Genomic DNA, 18,246 nt, shown 5'->3' with positions numbered 1-18,246 from the left:
CCGCACTAGCGATTCATTGGTTGGCAATCGTGCGGCCACGTGGCTGGCGGAAAGACATTAACCCAAGTGCACAGAGGGTAATCTGAAGGCACATGGCGCAATGGCCTATCCGATTGCAAATATAGGAATTATTATTTGAAAAGCATAAAAGGTAGGCGTTTATTTTGCCTGTCGGTTGTAAATAAATCGGTAAAAGATACAATGCAAACAGTATGTGGCGTGGTTCTGCCACCCCGGCTTGGCATTCCGGTGCACTGCCGCCGGGCATTAATGCGGCGCAATATGAGCCCTCAGCGGGCTGCGTCAGAACTCATAGCCGAGGTTGAGGTAGAAAAACACGCGGCGCGTCTTGCTCGAGTAACCGATGTTTGCATTGACGGGGCCGAACATGGAATTGTATGCCCACGACAGCTGGTAACCGTGCAACAGCGGGCTGTCAATGAGATTGCGTATCTTGCCTGAGTTGAGCGCAAACGCCGCACGGGCTATCAGGTAGTTGTTGTCCATGATGCGCTGCTGCAGTTTTATGCCTGTAGCCACAAAGGCGTTGTCGGCCACCTCGATGTTGCCGATGCCGGCAAAGGGCAGCTGCTGCTCCACGTAATGGCCGGCATAGTCGCCGCCAATGAAGTTGCTCAGGCACCACGGCATCTCGTTGCCGAGCAATATGCGCCCATACACGGCCGGCTGGAGCGTCAGGCGGTCGGTCAGCCGCACGGCAAAACGCCACCGTCCGTTGACGACATGGACGGGGGAAGACGAGCGGTAGTGGACGAAGTCGTCGGTATACATTGAGTAGCCGGCCTCGAGCGAAGCGCCATGGGTGGTGAAATAACGGTCGTTCTCTGAGTTGTAGTGCAGCCAGAGGTTGTAGCTGTACAGATGCTCGTCGCCGAACACCATGCCGCTGAACTCGTCGCCGATGAGCATTGTGCCGTAATTGAAGTTCTCCCAGCGCGCGGCCAGGTCGAGGGTGAAGTTGCGGAGGTTGAAGCTTATTATGCCCAACTTTACCGAATGGTAATCGTATGTCACGTTAAAGTCGCGCTTGCCGCCGTTGTAGATGTTGATGTCGTTGTAGCGGAATGTGTAGTCCAGCGTCCAGTTGCGCCTGTTGGCTGGCATCACCGTGGCCGACACGTTGGCCATGTAGCGCCGCCCGAGCCTGCCGGTTACCGACACCTCGACAGGCAGCCGGATAGGCAGCCGGAAGTCGCTGTTGGCCTGCAGGGCCACGGTCTCTTCCGTGTCGAACCTCACACCAAGGTTGAGCTGGGTCATCTTGCGCCTTCCGGCCACGATGCGGAGCCAATAGCCGCCTGCCATCTGGCGCAGTGAGTATTCTGCCGATGAGTACATCAGGTCTGAACGGAGCGACACCATGACGCTCTCGAGTGTCTCATGGCTTACGCTGTCGCCCTCGACAAGTCCGAACTTGCGCGTGATGTAGCTGCTGTCCGCTTGGTTCACACCTTCAAAGTCGACCTCGGCGAGTTTCATGCGCTGAGGCTTGAATACCACGGCCGCACGGTGCAAGCGCCTCGGCACGTAAGAAGAGTCAAGCCCTATGGCGCGCTTGAGGGCCATGAGCGAATCCCATTGGGCCATGGCGGCCTGCTCGCCGAGGGTTATCAGCGAGTCGACGGCGCTTGGCGAGAAACTCTTCGACGAGTAGTCTTTGGTGTCTACGGCTATCTGCACGTCTGTATGGCCTACGTTATCGTCAAACTTGTTCTTCACACTGAAGTCTACCAGCTGCATGATAATGTCGACGGCAGTGTTCAACTCCTTTGATGAGCGGGCGGGCTTCTGCAGCGTCACGCCTATCACTACATCGGCGCCCATGTCAAGGGCCACGTCTACGGGGTAGTTGTTCTTCAGCCCTCCGTCGACAAGCACCATCGAATCAATCCTCACCGGGGTGAAGACGCCGGGTATTGCCATGCTCGCACGCATGGCCTGCGACAGCCATCCGCTGCGGAAAACCACCTCAGAGTAGTCCACCATGTCGGTAGCCACGCAGGCAAACGGTATGGGCAGGTTCCTGAAGTCGATGGAGTCGTGGTAGCCAACGGTGAGCCACGAGAAGAGGTTTGAGAGGTTGTGGCCCGATACAAGCCCGCCCTCGGGCATCAGGCCGGTGGTTCGGATGATGGGACGGGACAAGAGGTAGGTTCCCTGGTTGTATCGTTCACGCATGCTCTGGTTGCGTGGCTCAACCATGTCGGACAAGAGGTAGCGCCAGTCTTGGCAGCGCACGAGTGAGTCGAGCGTAGGCGCGTCGTAGCCGATGGCATACAGTCCGCCCACTATTGCGCCCATGCTGGTGCCTACGACGTAGTCGACGGGTATGCCGGCGCGCTCAATCACCTTCAAGACCCCGATGTGGGCCATGCCCTTGGCGCCACCGCCGCTGAGCACCACCGCCACCTTCTTGCGTTCGCCGGCAAACGAGCATAGAGCGAAAAGAGCGGCTATGAGCAGCGACAACGCCCTCAAGCCACCACGTGATGACAGACATGGCGACTTTGACACGCTGGCGATGCATGCTCTATGTTGGTGTATTACCGGCATATACAACTATTATATGTTTGGTGAATGGCTCCGGCCTAAACAGCTCCTGAGGCTCGCCAGATGGGCTGGCGGGGCACTTGCTGTGCGCAAAGGCCTGCCGGCATTTTGCCGACAGCCCCCTCTACGGCCTCGACGGAACCGGCGTTCCGCCATAGGATTCCAGCCTTCGCTCTGCCATAGCCTCATACTTGGTGCCTGGCATGCCGTAGTTGGCATATGGATGGATACTTATTCCGCCGCGCGGAGTGAACAGACCGGTCACCTCGATGTACTTGGGCTGCATGAGCTTTACGAGGTCTTTCATTATTATGTTTACGCAGTCTTCGTGGAAATCGCCGTGGTTGCGGAAACTGAACAGGTATAGTTTCAGGCTCTTGCTTTCCACCATGCGCTCTCCCGGGATATACATTATGCGTATTTCGGCAAAGTCCGGCTGCCCGGTTATCGGGCAGAGAGAAGTGAACTCGGGGCAGTTAAACTGCACCCAATAGTCGTTTTCCGGATGCTTGTTGACGAAAGTCTCAAGCACTTCCGGTGCATAGTCCATCGAATATTTTGTTTTCGAACCGAGAGCATGCAGCCCTTCGGTTGTCCTGTTGCCTGAATCAGCCATTGCCTTAAGTATGTTTTATAATGTTGTCGTGGCGCTTCATCAGATGTTGCGCACATTAAATATATTGTAACTGATGCCGTTGTCGTAGACATCCTCGCCCTCATGCCGCTTTGTGATGCCCACCACGCGGATGGTGAGCGGCAGGGCCAGCACCTCGTAAAGGGTCTTCAAGACCACCTGGGAGATAATTAGCGAGGGCATCTGGCTCATCGGAACCACGCCTGAAAGGGCAAGAGGAAAGAACACCACCGAGTCGGCCGACTCGCCGAGCACGGTGCTCACCACCGCCCTGACGGAGAAATGGCGGCCTCCCTGCGACAGTTTCATGCGGCTCATCACGTAGGCATTGATGAACGAACCCACCAGGAAAGCCACAAACGAGGCTGCCGCCACACGAGGCGCGAGCCCGAACACGGCATGGAACCCTTCGTCGTTATCCCAATAGGGGGCACCGGGAATGGCGTCGGCCAAGGCCCCGAACATAACGAAAAGGAAGTTCATGGCGAAGCCAACCCATATTAGCAGCCGCGCCCGGCGGAATCCCCACACCTCGCAAACGCAGTCGTTGATGATGTATGACACCGGGAACACCAGCAAACCGCCGGTAATCGTCACCGGCCCGAAGGCCATCTGCTTTGTCTCAAGCACGTTTGCCGTTATCAGGCAAACGCAAAACAGTATGCCGAACAGCATGAACAGCACACTCACTTGTTCTCTTTTCTTGTTCATTCCTTGTTTTATTGATGGAGGTTAGGCAAGCACTCCACCCGCCACCGTGGCGGGATGATCACACTATTTTAAGCGCACAAAGTTACGAAAAAACTTCCAGCATCTTGCAACCTTTAGCCAAATACTTTTCCACAAGCCCCAAATGAACGCCTGTTTTAAATGTTTTTCCATGCTTCTTGTGCCGCGGTTTGCCAACCAGCCATGCCATATTGCATTGAGATGCACAGGCAAAAGCTGCAGAGAATATTGCCTGCTCTTTCCACAACATGGACGACAACGCCTCAGCCTTTGCCTGAAGTTGAGCTCCCAACAACTTGCCAATGAAAGGCGGAATGTCACCTGCCATGTTCTTTTACCACGCCTACAGCAGGCTGATATCCCACAAACGCATATAATATAATGTGGAAAGCGCTTGCAGGGCTGAGCCACTGGAGCCCAACAACATGGCCCCCCGCTTGCATGGCAATGCCATCAACAACAGAAACAAAGGGCCGGACAAGGGCAAAGAAACGGCGTGACGCCATGAACGCCACATTGCGTCAGCGAAGTCACAATGGACAAGACATAGGCCGGAAACACAACGCAGCAAGGGCGTGAAATATGCTTTCACGCCCTTGCATTGCTTGAATGTCGTACGCCTGAGAATAAAGTCAGAACACCTCGCCTATCACCCTTTCAATCACTTCGGGGAAATACAGCTGCTCGAGCTTGTGAACCGAGGCAGCTATGTCGTCGGGGGTGTCAGTAGGCAAGACCGGGGTCTTGGCCTGGAATATTATCTCACCGCCGTCGCACACGTTGCTTACGTAGTGTATGGTGATGCCCGTCTCGGTGTCGCCCGACGCCCTCACCGCCTCGTGGACATGGTGGCCATACATCCCCTTGCCCCCATACTTGGGCAGCAACGCCGGGTGTATGTTGACAATGCGGCGCGGATAGCGCTCCGTGAGGAAAGGCGGCACCATGAGCAGGAAGCCGGCCAGAACGATGAAGTCGATGTGATGACTGTCCATCAGTCCCATGAGCTTGGCCTCGTCGGCGAAATCAGCCTTGGCCATGACCGCGGTGGGCACGCCCAGGTTCGACGCGCGCACAAGGGCATAGGCATCGGCGCGGTTGCTCAGCACGAGGGCAACGCGAACCGACCCGCTGCCGCTGAAGTGGCGGATTATGTTCTCACAGTTGGTGCCACTGCCCGAGACGAATATCGCTACGTTGACCATCAGGGCAGAGTGCTGGAGTAAGTGAACGTGTATTTCACCTTGGCGCCCTGCTTGTTGGTGACGGTCATGGTGCTGACACTCTTGTCGGAGTTGAGCGTTGTCTCAACAACAAACTTGCCGTCGGCGGCAGATGCCTCAGAGATTATCTTGCTGTTGCGGGCGTCGCGGAACATGGCTACGAGCTGGTAGGGGTTGCACTCCTCTATGCCGAGCAGCAGTTGGTTGACGTCTACCGACTGGCAGCGGTTGCTGTTGTCGCTGTAACTCAGCTTGAGCATCTCGCGATAGACAATTCCCTCGGCGTTGCCACGCTGGTAGCGCAGGCTGTCGGCCACATACTCGCCGTCGGGGTTGCCGTCGCGCAGGCTTCCGTTGGTATAGAGCAATGCCTGCACCGTGTACTCGCCGCCCCACTTGTGCTCCTCCACGTTGAAGGCATCGGCGTCGCCGGCAAATAAGCTTTGCTCATAGTATCCCACGGTGTCGCGGTCAGACTGCAGGCGGTCGGTCTGGTATCCAAGGTCATAGACGCCGGTGAGGGTCGACGAACCGTCGCTCACCGACACCGTTGAGTCGCTGGTATGATAGCCGATGGTCAGCCTGCGAAGCTGCTCGCCGTTCTTCTCCATCACGAGCAACGTCGGCCGGCAAAGCGTGTCATACTCTATCGTTATGGCGCTGCCGTCGTCGCCGCTGATGCCAGTCACGAGCGAAGCGTTGCCCAGGCTGCCGTCGCCGCGGGTGGCATACTGCGAGAAATAGAACGTGCCGTAGGCGTCGTCGCCGTTGCTGTTGTCCCTGACAACGAAGCGGGCCACCCTCGACTCGCCCGTCGTGTTGAGCGTAAACCGGGCCGGTATGGAATAGAACGCCCCGCCATTGCCCTGCATGAGGTCTAGTTTGCACCAATCGGCCCCCGACTCCTGGTCGATGTGCCATGCGCCGTAAGAGCCGAAAGTAAGAAAGGCATACGCCGTGTTGGCATAGACGGGCCTGCCGCCATTGGCGTTGACCCCGAAGAATCCGGCATAGGAATTGCCGTCAGACATGCACGACGAGAGCATGGCAACGGCCAACAGGGCCAACACAAGATCCTTGATTTTTTTCATATTAGTAAGAAAGTTTTTAATTATTACGACTGTCTCAAATCAATAGTCACCATCGTCGTCCCAGTCGTCGAAGCCTTCGAGCGACGGGCCGATGAACGCATCGAGCGAGCGACGCTCCTTCTTCGTGGGGCGGCCTGTGCCGCGGGCCCGGTCGACAAACCCGCTTATGCGGGTCATCTCCAGCAGTTCGTATTGGTCGGGCGTGGTCACATTCTCGTATACCTGGGGTATTAGCTTTGCCCCCACGCGCTGCTCTATGGCCTGCAATATCTTGAACGAGTAGGTGATGGGAGGCTTGCGCACGCTCACCGTCTCGCCCACCTTCACCATGCGCGAGGGCTTCACGTTGGTGCCGCCCACCGTGACGCGGCCGTTCTTGCATGCGTCGGCAGCGATGGAGCGCGTCTTGAATATCCGCGCCGCCCACAGCCATTTGTCTATCCTTGCCTCTTCTGCCATCTATCTTTTCTTGTTGTATTGGTTCATAGTGATGTCGACGCCGGCCAGCACGAAGCTCCTTATCATCTCGCATGCCGTGTCGATGGCCGGGGCGAGAGCCTTCATCTCCTCGTCGCTGTAGCGCCCGAGCACCCACTCCACCTGCATACCGCGGGGGAAGTCGTTGCCTATGCCCACCCTCAGGCGGCAGTAGCGCTCGGTGCCAAGCACCGACTGTATGTTGCCCAGGCCGTTGTGGCCGGCATTGCTGCCCGATGCCTTGAGCCTGAGCGAGCCCAGCGGCAGGGCCAGGTCGTCGACAACGACGAGCATCCGCTCGACGTCTATCTTCTCCTTGGCCAGCCAATAGCGCACGGCGTTGCCGCTGAGGTTCATGAACGTGGTCGGCTTGAGCAGGAATATCTTGCGCCCTTTCAGGCTGGTCTCGGCCACAAAGCCGTAACGGCGGTCGTCAAAAACAATATTGGACGCCTTTGCAAAAGCGTCCAATACCATGAATCCTGTGTTGTGGCGGGTCATGTCGTACTTCTGTCCGACATTGCCCAGCCCAACAATCAAGTACTTATCCATCAATTACCTGCTTCAGCTGCTGCGGCGGCCGAACGAGACGCACGTGTGGCCTTAACCGAACATACGATCACATCTGCCGGAGTAGCCAGCTCGAGGCCCTCGAAGCTCAGGTCACCCACCTTGATGCTCTTGCCCAACTGGAGCGAAGTGACGTCGATGTCAAGATGCTCTGGGATAACCTGGTAGGGAGCAGTAACGTTGATCTTGCGTATAGAGAGGTTTATGCGGCCACCGTCGCGCACACCCTGAGCCAGTCCGTTGAGCTTGACGGGGATGCCGATGGTGATTGGCTTCTGGTCGTTAACCTCGTAGAAGTCTACGTGCAGCACCTGGTCGGTAACCGGATGGAACTGCAGTTCCTTCATCACAGCCGTGTGGCTCTCGCCGTCGATGACGAGGTTGACCACATAGATGTGGGGCGTGTAGACAATCTTGCGGAGGTCGCGCATTGAAACGGCGAACGACAGAGCTTCGGGAAGCCCGTTCTCACCCTTCTTCTCGCCATAAACATTACACGGAACAAGTCCTTCCTTGCGCAGCAACTTTGTGGCCTTCTTGCCTGTCTCGGTGCGCTTTGTGCCTTTAAGTTCGATTTCTTTCATCTTGTAAGTGTTACTCTAAATTAAGTTTTTACATTGTTGTGCTTAATTCACCATCACACGAATGCTAATTTCGATGTGTCTGAAAAAGCGGTGCAAAGTTACATGTTTTTATTCAATCACGCAAGCATTTCACTCAAAATAACATACCGACGGCCACGCAACGAGACTTTGCATGCCTGATCAGAGCAAGGATTATCTGGCCCGACAGCGCGTCATTTGCCCCGGCCGGCGGCCCAACCAGCCAGGATGGCCAAATGCGGGCTAACGAGCCAACCCGCTGGCTTACAGCCGTTTCGCGCCGGGCACAGCCAAAACAGCCAGCCAAGGCAACGCCGCGCCGGCGTGAAACGGCCCGTTCGGCAAGCCAAGACGGCCCGTATCGGCATCCGGCGGAGGCCGTTTCGGCCGTCAAAAACCATGATACGGCAGGCCCAAACGGCCCCGACGGCGGCGCAACGGGCCCGGCCACCGACCCATGCGGTGCCATAGCCATGGGCCGAGACCAGCCGCGGGCACCTGCCTTGCGACTTTTATTTGTAAAAGATTCAAAAACGTGCGGCAGCCCACCCCACCCCGCCAGCCACCGCCAGCCAGCCGCAGCATCGCGTGCCGGCGGCGACATGGCCTGCCAGCGGCCGCAAGGGCAAGCCCCGCGGCAGCCCGACGGCCCCGCGGCGGCAGCCACCAACAATCCACTTTCATAAAAAAACTCAATTAAACGACATAATTCTTGCAACATAAAAGATTTTTATCTAAATTTGCACTCGTTAGTGGGCAGAAGCCTGCCTGCGGCACGTAAGGATTAGAGAGTCTACATTTAGAAAAGTATGATCAATCGAGAAATAATAAGGATAAAGATAGTCCAGTTAACCTACGCCTACTATCAAAACGGCAACAAGAATATTGACTCGGCAGAAAAGGAGCTGTTCTTCAGCCTCTCAAAAGCCTACGACCTGTATAACTACATGCTGGCGCTCATCGTAAGCATAACCAAGGAAGCACGCCGACAGATTGAAATAGTGCAGAGCAGGGCCAGGAGGGAAGGCACAGACATGCCTTCGCAGAAATTCGCATACAACAGGTTCGCGCTGCAACTCGAGGAAAACAAGATGCTCAACGACTTCATCGAAACGCAAAAGAAGACGTGGGACAACGAAATCGAGTTTGTAAGGAAGCTGTACAAGCAAATAACGGAAAGCCAGATATACAAAGACTACATGGCCGACACCGACGACTCGTATGCAGCCGACAGGGAGCTGTGGCGCAAGATATACCGCACGCTGATACAGGAAAACGAGGAGCTCGACGCCTTGCTCGAGGAACAGAGCCTCTATTGGAACGACGACAAGGAGATTGTCGACACGTTTGTGCTCAAGACCATAAAGCGGTTCGACGAGAAAAACGCCGCCAAGCAGGAACTGCTGCCCGAATACGACAGCGAGGAAGACCGCGACTACGCTCGCAAACTGTTCCGCGCCACCATCATGAATGCCGACGAATACCAGCGGTACATGAGCGAGGCGTCACACAACTGGGACTTCAACCGACTGGCATACATGGACATCGTGATCATGCAGATAGCACTCGCAGAAATCATGACGTTCCCCACCATACCCATAAGCGTCACCATCAACGAGTTCGTAGACATAGCAAAGCTTTACAGCACGCCACGCAGCGGCGGATACATCAACGGGATGCTCGACGCCATAGCCCGCCACCTGATACAGACCGGACGGCTGATGAAGCACATGGACGAGCCACGCAACAAGCGCGACAAGGCCAAAGAAGACAACGGCAACGAAGCCAACAGCTACGAAACGGCCGACGAGAGCGAAAACAACGAACAAAACAAACAATAAAAAAGAGTAACGACAATGACAACGACTATCCTGGCCGCACAGGCCGCACAAGGCGGAAGCAGCATGAGCTTCATCATCCTGATGATAGCAATGTTCGCCATCATGTACTTCTTTATGATAAGGCCGCAGCAGAAGAAGCAAAAGGAGATACAGAAATTCCAGAACTCTATCGCCGAGGGAACCTCTGTGGTTACCGGCGGCGGCATCTACGGCACCGTAAAGCGAATTGACCTGGCTGCCAACATCGTCGAGGTGGAAATAGCACGCGGCGTGGTCATCAAGGTCGACAAGGGCTACATATTCAAAGACCCGACCAGCTCGCAGATAACAAAGTAAATGGATAGCCGGCGCGACATAAAGCAACTGGTCAGGAACTTCCTATTCAGCTCAGTGAATAAGGAGTTTCTGACCTTTTTGTTCTTCCTCGCATTGTCGGGCGTCTTCTGGCTGATGATGACCCTCAACGAGACATACGAGAAAGAAGTGGAGATACCTGTGCGCATCGTCAACGTGCCCAAGAACGTGGTGCTCACCTCCGACGAGCTCGACACCGTCAAGGTGACACTGCGCGACAAGGGCCTGATGCTCATAAGCTATCTCTACGGCGAAGGCATGCGCCCGCTTACAATAAACTTCAAGACCTACGCCAAGGGCAACGGATACAGTGCCATACCGGCATCCGAACTGCAGCGGCTGATATACCAGCAGCTGTCGGCATCAACCAAGATTGTGGGGTCCAAGCCCGACAAACTGGAGATTTTCTTCAACTACGGACTAAGCAAGAGGGTGCCGGTGAAATGGACCGGGAGGGTAATACCCGAACACCTGTACTTCATCTCGCACGTCGAGTACTTCCCCGACAGCGTCAGCATTTACGCCTCGCAAGAAAAACTCGACAGCATCAAGGTGATATACACCGAGCAACTCAACTATGCCAACTTCCGCGACACACTGTCCGTCACCTGCAAGCTACAGAAAATACGCGGCGTGAAGGCCGTTCCCGACAGGGTGAAAGTGGCGTTCCATACCGACGTCCTCACCGAAGAAAGCATCAGCGACATACCCGTCAAGGGCATCAACATGCCAGAAGGCAAGGTGCTGCGCACGTTCCCGTCGAAAGTGACGGTGAGGTTTGTCACCGGAGTAAGCCAGTTCAGAAACATCAAGGCGCAAGACTTCGTGGTAGTTGCCGACTATGCCGAGATAATGAAAAACCCATCCGACAAGTGCAACATATACCTGAAGTCGGTGCCCAACGGCATTTCGCGACCGTCGCTAAACATAAAACAAGTTGACTACCTTATAGAAGAAGAATGAAAACGGGCATCACCGGCGGCATAGGCAGCGGCAAAAGCTACGTCTGCGCACGCCTGGCGGCACGGGGCATAAGCGTGTACGACTGTGACAGCGCAGCCAAGCGGCTCATGCGCACCTCGCCCGCCATAATGGAAGCACTGTCGCGCCTCATCGGCCCCGACACCTACACCGACGGCAGGCTGAACAAGGCCAGGGTGGCCGAGTTCCTGCTTGCCTCCGAGGCCAATGCCAAGGCAATAGACGGCATTGTGCACCCGGCAGTGGCCGACGACTTCAACAGGAGCGGGGCAGAGTGGATGGAATGCGCCATACTCTACGAATCGGGATTCAACAACCTGGTAGACTTCGTGGTGGCGGTGACCGCCCCTGAGCACGTCCGCCTGCAGCGCGTGATGGCACGCGACAACATCACCGAGGCCAAGGCGCGCGAATGGCTCTCACGGCAGATGCCGCAGGACGAGGTGGAAAGGCTGGCGGACTTCGTCATCGTCAACGACGGACAGTCTGACATAGACAAGCAAATAGACCAACTAATCAATAAACTGAAATAAGAATAGATCATGTTACAGACAATCTTAGCCATTTCAGGCAAACCCGGGCTCTATAAACTCGTGTCAAGAGCCAAAAACAGCCTCATCGTCGAGGCTATCGACGAAACCCACCGCCGCATGCCTGCATTCGCGGCAGACAGGATTACGTCGCTCGCCGACATAGCAATGTACACCGATACCGACGACGTGCCATTGCACAAAGTGCTTACCAGCATCAAGAACCTGGAAGAAGGGAAGCCCGCCTCGATAAACTACAAGAAGGCAAACAACGACGAACTGCGTGAGTACTTTGCCAAGGTGCTGCCCAATTTCGACAGGGACCGCGTACACAACAGCGACATCAAGAAGCTGCTGCAATGGTACAACATACTTGTAAACAACGGTATCACCAACTTTGACGAGGAAATGAAGCCCACCGAAGGCGACAACATAGACAACCGCCTTGAGAAAAAAGAAGAGCAGGAAGAGGCATAATGCCCTCTGCCACGCTTCATTCACATAAAGCATGCAGTCCATTGGCGATGGCCGTGCCATTCATCCGGGCGCCGCTTCACGCCAATGGACTGCTTCAATATCCCCCTGACCACCCTACCCTAATGTAAAAGCTACAGTGACAATGGCGGCAAAAAACAGTTCTTCACTCAAAGACATAGCGGCTAAGCTGGGCATAAGCATAGCCACGGTGAGCCGTGCCCTACAAGACAACCCGGCCATAAGCAAGGCCACGAGGGAAAGGGTGGCACAGGCGGCAAGGGAGATGAACTACTCGAAAAACTTCATTGCAGACAGCCTTAGAAGCGGTCAGCTGCCGGTGATAGGCGTCATCGTGCCCCACGCCGTCACGTTGTTCTACTCTTCTGTGCTCGACGGCATAGAGCAAGTCGCGGCACAAGACGGTTACGCGGTCATCAACATGAACTCCCACGAGAGCTACGAGGAAGAGCGATGCAACGTGAGAAGCTTGCAGAATCTGCATGTTGCGGGCATCATAGCCAGCGTGACGCAGGAGACGGAAGACTTCAGCCACTTCGACGCGCTTGCCAAAGAGCACCTTCCTGTCGTCTTCGTTGCCCGCGACATCCCCACCCGCAACTACTCGTCGGTGACGGCCGACAGCGTCGAGGCGGCCCACAGGGCCACGCGCCACCTCATCGAACAGGGCTGCAGGCGCATAGCCATACTGTGCGGCCCAAACCGCCTGAAGATGGTAACCGAACGAAAGCACGGCTACATCGAGGCGCTGCACGACAACCGACTGCTCGTAAGGCCGGAATACGTGGCATACAGCGACATCAACACTCAGGCCGCCATGCAGGCCACCGAGAGGCTGCTGTCGATGCCAGAAAGGCCCGACGCCATCATTGCACTCAACGACACGCTGCTCTTCGCGGCCATGAAAGCCATCAAGAACAAGGGATTGGACATGCCCGACGACGTGACACTGATTGGCTTCAGCGATGTCGAGTATGCCGAATACGTCTCGCCTTCACTATCAACCATTGAAGACCAAAGCCGCCTGATGGGCGAAACGGCATGCAGGATTCTGCTCAACCACATCAACGGGTCGCCTGCCCCGGTAAAGAAAATCATCCCGACCATACAGAGAGTACGCGAAAGCAGCTGCAAAAAACGGTAAACGCCAAAGGCCTGCCAAAGCAAAGCCGACCAGCGCCACGACAAAACGAAGCTGCGCCACCTGCCGTGAACACCGAGCAGGACTGTGCACGTCGCCGCTCATTTCACGCAAGATGGCGCAGCCATTTTGCAATTACCACGAATCGGCCATAAGGCCACCGGGGTTTTACTCTACATTTATATCCTGCCCACCAAACAGTTTTACGACCCTTGCCGCTGTCTTGTAAGGCATTTATGCAGTGATTGTCACTTCATCTTAGTTATCTCCGAACCGGCCATGAGGAACGCCCCGAGCCCGAAATCATCGAAGTCCGGCTCGCGGTCGTAAGTCACAGGCTGGGCTTCCTTGGGCTCCTTGCCAGTGCCCTGAACATACCCCAGGAAACCGTTGGGGTGCAGGCAGTCCTTCACCATGGCGTTCCATGCCTTGTAAATCACAGGCGAGAACTCTGCGGCATCAAGCAGACCGTGGTTCACTCCGTAAGCCATGCCATATATAAACATGGCCGTTCCGCTTAGCTCCTTGCCGCCATAGTTCGACGGGTCGTGCAGACTCACGTTCCAGAAACCGTCTTCACGCTGCAACGGCTTCAAAGCCTTGCACATCGACACGAGCATAGTCTCGTATTCCTTGCGGTGCTTTTCGTCTTCGGGCAGCAGGTCGAGCATGCGCGCCATGGCCACCACAATCCATCCGTTGCCGCGCGACCAGTAGCAGTCTTCGCCGTTAGGCTCCTTGTATGGTGGGTCGAAGTCGGCGTCGCGCCACCACAGCGAGTCCTTCGGATTGTACAGACCGTTGTCGCCGTGCTTTGTCTTGGTAAACATATACATGTCGTACGCACGGTCGTAATAAGCCTTGTTGCCCGTGAGGTTGCCCATCTGGGCGAATATCGGCATAGCCATCTGAACCGCATCTATCCACGACCAGTCGTCAATCTTGTTGGTAGCCATCATCGAATCGATGGCCGAGCGTATGGCAGTGATATACTTTTCGGGCTTCTTAGGGTCGAGCTGATACAGGTAAATGTACGTCTGCCCGGCGCACAAATTGTCGGCATTGCGTGGCAGCACCCCGTTCTTAGTGCCCCTCAAGCCCCAGTTGTGCTTGTTGCCCCACTCAATGGCGTAGTCGAGGTAACGCTGCTGCGGGTCTACTTCATACAAGTCCATGAGCCCCTCGAAATAATATCCGCGCGTCCAGAGGTTGGCCTCATAGTTCTTTTTGCGCGAGGGATAAGGTATGACCTGCCCCGGATCGCTCCATTTATTCATGAAATAGTCGTTGGCCACACGCATGGCCGTAATCACGCTCTTTTTCGACGGCTTTGCCTCATTGGTCTCCGCGGCGGGCAACGCCGTGGCAAACAGAGTCGCACAAAGCACCGGAGTGATGATTTTCTTCAGCTTCATAACGATTGAATTAACATTTATAATATTATTGTTCTATAGTTTCCGATTAATAATTATAATAATGTGGCGGGCTCGCACTTAAGCTGTGTGCAGCCGGCATTTTTTGATTTGCATTACATCCGAGCCCCGTCACAGACGCCAGATGCCCCACATGGCACCATCATCAGCACGGCCGCTCTTTCTGCAAAAATACTACTTTAATCCTGCAAACACCGGAAAAAGGCGATGCTTTTAATTTTGTTTAACGATAACAGACGACGGTAAGCGCGTCGTTGTTTGCAACAACATCATATTGTATGACCAAGTTCGGGCAGACAAACGCACGGCAACCGGCTTAGCGGTGGGCTGCACGGCACGGCAAAACACCACAAAAAGCCACGGCAACGAGGTCACATTGCAGAAAAATTGCTACCTTTGCAACTGCATAAGCCGCTGCCGCACACCAGCCCTACAGCCATGACTGGGCTTCGGCGCCTGCCGGAGTGCCCGGCAGAGGAGCCCGAAGCCTAAGCCGCAAGGCCCTCACAGGAGTGGCCGACAGGCAGCCGGCACTGTTATCTACCATAAACAACAAGAAGCATAATCAGCCATGACTATGCTCACAGAAGACTAAAACGAATGAAAACAGGAAAAATCTTACTGGCCTGCATGATGTTCACCGGGGCATCGCATGCAATGGCCGACAACGTTAAGACCACCGACCGTGGCGTTGAAATCTACGTGGCAGACGCTTCGTCCGCGTCGGCCGGAGTGGTCAGACTAAGCGTTATAACCGACAACATCGTGCGCGTGGAGGCCGTGCCGGGCGACAGCCTGCCAGCACCGCGTGCCAGCCTGATGGTGGTTCCGCAAGAGCCTTGCGGCCGATTCGACTGCACCGAGCGGGGCGACAGCGTACACTTGGCTACCCGCACGCTGCTCGTCAGCGTGAGCAAGGCCACGGGCGCCCTCGTGTTCAGCGACAGGGCATCGGGCCGTGTGCTGCTGCGCGAAACGGCAAATGGCGGCAAGAGCTTCACCAAATACGTGTCGCCGCAGACCACGCTGCCCCCCAACTACCGACCGTCGGCGCCGGACGAAGTCAACTGGGGCCGCCGTGAGCACCTCAACCGGCTCACCGAGGCCGACCGTACGGGCTACTCCTGGCACGCGCTGTTTGACAGTCCGGCCGACGAGGCGTTCTACGGACTGGGCCAGCATCAGTCGGAAGAGATGAACTACAAGGGTCGCAACGAAGAGCTTTTCCAGTATAACACCAAGGTGTCGGTGCCGTTTGTAATGAGCACACGAGGCTACGGCCTGCTCTGGGACAGCTATTCGTATGGCAGGTGGGGCAACCCCGACGACTACCTACAGCTGGGCCGGGCTTTCAAGCTGCGCGACAAGGACGGACAGGCCGGGGCGCTCACCGGCACATACACCGACAAACGGGGGCGCACGCTGACAAGGCATGAAGACTCGATTTACTTTGAGCACTCAGGCGTGATAGGCAACCTGCCGAAAGGATTCAACCTCGACGGGTCGTCGGTGATATACGAAGGCACCATAGAAGCCCCAACGACAGCCAACTATCACTTCATCCTGTACTACGCGGGCTACGTGAAAGTGTATCTCGACGACAGCCTGGCGGTGGCCGAGCGGTGGCGCACGGCATGGAACCCAAACTCATACAAGTTTACAGCAAGGCTCACACAGGGCCGCCCCGTGGCGCTCCGCATAGAGTGGAAGCCCGACGGGGGCACGTCGTACTGCGGCCTGAGGGCTGCCAGCCCGCTCACCGACGAGCAGCAGGGGCGCCTGTCGATATGGAGCGAAATGTCGCCGTCGATGGACTATTACTTCATTGCCGGAAGCTCGATGGACAGCATCATCAGCGGCTACAGGCGCCTTACGGGCCGCGCCCAGGTGATGCCCAAGTGGGCGCTGGGCTTCTGGCAGAGCCGCGAACGCTACAAGACGCAGGACGAGGTGCTGTCGACGCTCGCCGAGTTCCGCCGCAGGCGCATACCCATAGACAACATTGTGCAAGACTGGAACTACTGGGAAGACGATCAGTGGGGCAGCCACCGCTTCGACCCCAAACGCTATCCCGACCCGCAGCTGATGCTCGACAGCGTGCATGCCATGCACGGACGGTTCATGATATCTGTCTGGCCCAAGTTTTATTGCAACACCGACAACTACAGACAGCTCGACTCCAACGGCTGGATATACCGCCGGGCAGTGGCCGACTCCATACGCGACTGGGTAGGGCCGGGCTATGTCGGCTCGTTCTACGATGCCTACTCGGCCGGGGCGCGCAGGCTTTTCTGGAAACAGATGGACGACAACCTATACTCAAGATACGCAAAGGGAATAGACGCATGGTGGATGGACGCATCTGAACCCAACGTGCGCGACTGCACCCCGATAGGCTACCGCAAGGCCCTCTGCGGCCCCACGGCCTTGGGAACGAGCGACGAATACTTCAACGCCTACTCCATTGTCAACGCCGACGCCATCTACAACGGGCAGCGATCTGCCGCCCCCGACCGCCGCGTGTTCCTGCTTACGCGCAGCGGTTTCGCCGGACTGCAACGCTACAGCACCGCCACATGGAGCGGAGACATTGGCACCCGGTGGGAAGACATGCGCGCGCAAATGACCGCTGGCATCAATTTCTCCATGTCGGGAATACCGTTCTGGGGCATGGACCAGGGCGGCTTCTGCGTCGAGAAACGGTATGTGGCCGCACAGAAACTGTTTGACAAGACCGGAACGGAGAACGCCGACCTGGCCGAATGGCGCGAGCTGCAGGCTCGCTGGAACCAGTTTGGCTGCTTCATACCGCTCTACCGGGCCCACGGCCAGTGGCCTCTGCGCGAGGCGTGGAACATTGCCCCCGAAGGGCATCCGGCCTACGAGAGCATCACTTTCTACCACAGGCTGCGCTACCGGCTCATGCCTTACCTCTACTCAATGGCCGGATGGGTGTGGCTGAAGGACTATACGATGATGCGCGGACTGGCCATGGACTTTGCCGACGACCCCGCCGTGCGCAACATTGCCGACCAATGGATGTTCGGCCCGGCGCTCATGGCATGCCCTGTGAGCCGATACAAGGCGCGCAGCCGCGAGGTTTACCTGCCAAGGCAATGCGGTTGGTACGACCTGTACACGGGCCGCCGCACAGCCGGAGGGCAAAAGCTGACCGCCGACGCCCCCTACGGCCGCATACCGGTCTTTGTGCGTGAGGGCGCAATAGTGCCATTCGGGCCGGCCATACAGTGGAGCGACGAACGACAGGCCGACACGATATGCCTTTACGTATATGCCGGGGCCGACGGCGAATTCATGCTCTACGAAGACGAAGGCACCAACTACAACTATGAGAAAGGGCTCTACTCTACCATCAGGATTGCCTACGACGACTCTTCGCGGCGCCTTACCATAGGGCCGAGGCAGGGCTCGTTTGACGGCATGCCCTGCCGCCGCAGTTTCCGCATCGTGTATGTGACGGCCGGGAAACCTGTGCCCATGAATCCCGACACCAGTGAAGGCAGGATGGCTGAATACAGCGGCAGCGAGGTGACCATTGACTTGTGAAACAACA

The 18,246-nt window shown here is 56.3% G+C and carries 17 protein-coding genes; 7 read left to right on the top strand and 10 right to left on the bottom strand.

From position 1 onward, the window contains the following. Window positions 1-303: 303 nt before the first annotated feature. The 9 genes from M3089_RS11815 to M3089_RS11775 form a co-directional block, all read right to left on the bottom strand. Window positions 304-2,574 carry a patatin-like phospholipase family protein gene (locus M3089_RS11815; RefSeq protein WP_249084306.1) on the bottom strand — a complete coding sequence of 757 codons (2,271 nt, stop codon included), beginning with the start codon at window positions 2,572-2,574 and terminating at the stop codon, window positions 304-306. Between the two features lie 121 nt (window positions 2,575-2,695). Further along, entirely contained in the window at window positions 2,696-3,187 is a 492-nt protein-coding gene (queF, locus tag M3089_RS11810) for a preQ(1) synthase (protein WP_249084304.1), read from the bottom strand. A gap of 39 nt (window positions 3,188-3,226) precedes the next feature. Then, window positions 3,227-3,916, bottom strand: coding sequence for a queuosine precursor transporter (locus tag M3089_RS11805; protein WP_205108235.1), 690 nt, complete (start codon window positions 3,914-3,916; stop codon window positions 3,227-3,229). An 82-nt stretch (window positions 3,917-3,998) separates the two neighbouring features. After that, window positions 3,999-4,262, bottom strand: coding sequence for a hypothetical protein (locus M3089_RS11800; RefSeq protein ID WP_249084302.1), 264 nt, complete (start codon window positions 4,260-4,262; stop codon window positions 3,999-4,001). 304 nt (window positions 4,263-4,566) lie between these two features. Next, window positions 4,567-5,139, bottom strand: coding sequence for a phosphoribosylglycinamide formyltransferase (gene purN / locus M3089_RS11795; protein WP_249084301.1), 573 nt, complete (start codon window positions 5,137-5,139; stop codon window positions 4,567-4,569). Further along, window positions 5,139-6,248, bottom strand: coding sequence for a hypothetical protein (locus tag M3089_RS11790; protein WP_249084300.1), 1,110 nt, complete (start codon window positions 6,246-6,248; stop codon window positions 5,139-5,141). The genes purN and M3089_RS11790 overlap by 1 nt, the downstream gene beginning before the upstream one ends. 39 nt (window positions 6,249-6,287) lie before the next feature. Next, window positions 6,288-6,707, bottom strand: coding sequence for an RNA-binding S4 domain-containing protein (locus tag M3089_RS11785; protein WP_205108239.1), 420 nt, complete (start codon window positions 6,705-6,707; stop codon window positions 6,288-6,290). Next, a complete protein-coding gene (gene pth / locus M3089_RS11780; RefSeq protein WP_249084299.1) occupies window positions 6,708-7,277 on the bottom strand; it encodes an aminoacyl-tRNA hydrolase in 570 nt (189 codons plus the stop codon). It abuts the gene before it with no gap. Next, on the bottom strand, window positions 7,277-7,879 hold the full coding sequence (locus M3089_RS11775) for a 50S ribosomal protein L25/general stress protein Ctc (protein WP_205108241.1): 603 nt from the start codon (window positions 7,877-7,879) through the stop codon (window positions 7,277-7,279). The genes pth and M3089_RS11775 overlap by 1 nt, the downstream gene beginning before the upstream one ends. Before the next feature lie 827 nt (window positions 7,880-8,706). Here M3089_RS11775 and nusB point away from each other — a divergent pair. The 6 genes from nusB (at window position 8,707) to M3089_RS11745 (ending at window position 13,242) form a co-directional block, all read left to right on the top strand. Continuing rightward, window positions 8,707-9,738 (top strand): transcription antitermination factor NusB, encoded by a 1,032-nt coding sequence (gene nusB, locus M3089_RS11770; RefSeq protein ID WP_205108242.1) that lies wholly within the window; start codon window positions 8,707-8,709, stop codon window positions 9,736-9,738. Between the two features lie 15 nt (window positions 9,739-9,753). Further along, the gene (gene yajC, locus M3089_RS11765) at window positions 9,754-10,074 is read left to right on the top strand and encodes a preprotein translocase subunit YajC (RefSeq protein ID WP_205108243.1); all 321 of its coding nucleotides are present in this window, start codon (window positions 9,754-9,756) and stop codon (window positions 10,072-10,074) included. Continuing rightward, complete coding sequence (locus tag M3089_RS11760; RefSeq protein WP_205108245.1) at window positions 10,075-11,055, top strand: YbbR-like domain-containing protein; 981 nt, start codon at window positions 10,075-10,077, stop codon at window positions 11,053-11,055. Next, window positions 11,052-11,606, top strand: coding sequence for a dephospho-CoA kinase (coaE, locus tag M3089_RS11755; protein ID WP_249084298.1), 555 nt, complete (start codon window positions 11,052-11,054; stop codon window positions 11,604-11,606). The genes M3089_RS11760 and coaE overlap by 4 nt, the downstream gene beginning before the upstream one ends. A 9-nt stretch (window positions 11,607-11,615) precedes the next feature. Next, entirely contained in the window at window positions 11,616-12,080 is a 465-nt protein-coding gene (locus M3089_RS11750) for a DUF5606 family protein (RefSeq protein ID WP_205108249.1), read from the top strand. Window positions 12,081-12,222: 142 nt separating this feature from the next. Next, the gene (locus M3089_RS11745; protein ID WP_249084297.1) at window positions 12,223-13,242 is read left to right on the top strand and encodes a LacI family DNA-binding transcriptional regulator; all 1,020 of its coding nucleotides are present in this window, start codon (window positions 12,223-12,225) and stop codon (window positions 13,240-13,242) included. Between the two features lie 245 nt (window positions 13,243-13,487). Here the strand turns inward: M3089_RS11745 and M3089_RS11740 are convergent, their stop codons facing one another. Next, the gene (locus M3089_RS11740; RefSeq protein ID WP_249084295.1) at window positions 13,488-14,654 is read right to left on the bottom strand and encodes a glycoside hydrolase family 88/105 protein; all 1,167 of its coding nucleotides are present in this window, start codon (window positions 14,652-14,654) and stop codon (window positions 13,488-13,490) included. Window positions 14,655-15,329: 675 nt separating this feature from the next. Here M3089_RS11740 and M3089_RS11735 point away from each other — a divergent pair. After that, complete coding sequence (locus tag M3089_RS11735; RefSeq protein WP_394802283.1) at window positions 15,330-18,239, top strand: TIM-barrel domain-containing protein; 2,910 nt, start codon at window positions 15,330-15,332, stop codon at window positions 18,237-18,239. The last annotated feature ends 7 nt before the right edge of the window (window positions 18,240-18,246 follow it).

This window comes from Marseilla massiliensis (genome assembly GCF_023336985.1).
GTDB classification, from domain to species: domain Bacteria; phylum Bacteroidota; class Bacteroidia; order Bacteroidales; family Bacteroidaceae; genus Prevotella; species Prevotella intestinigallinarum.
The sequence above is the reverse complement of the archived record's forward strand: the minus strand, read 5'-3'. Positions and strand labels throughout refer to the sequence as shown.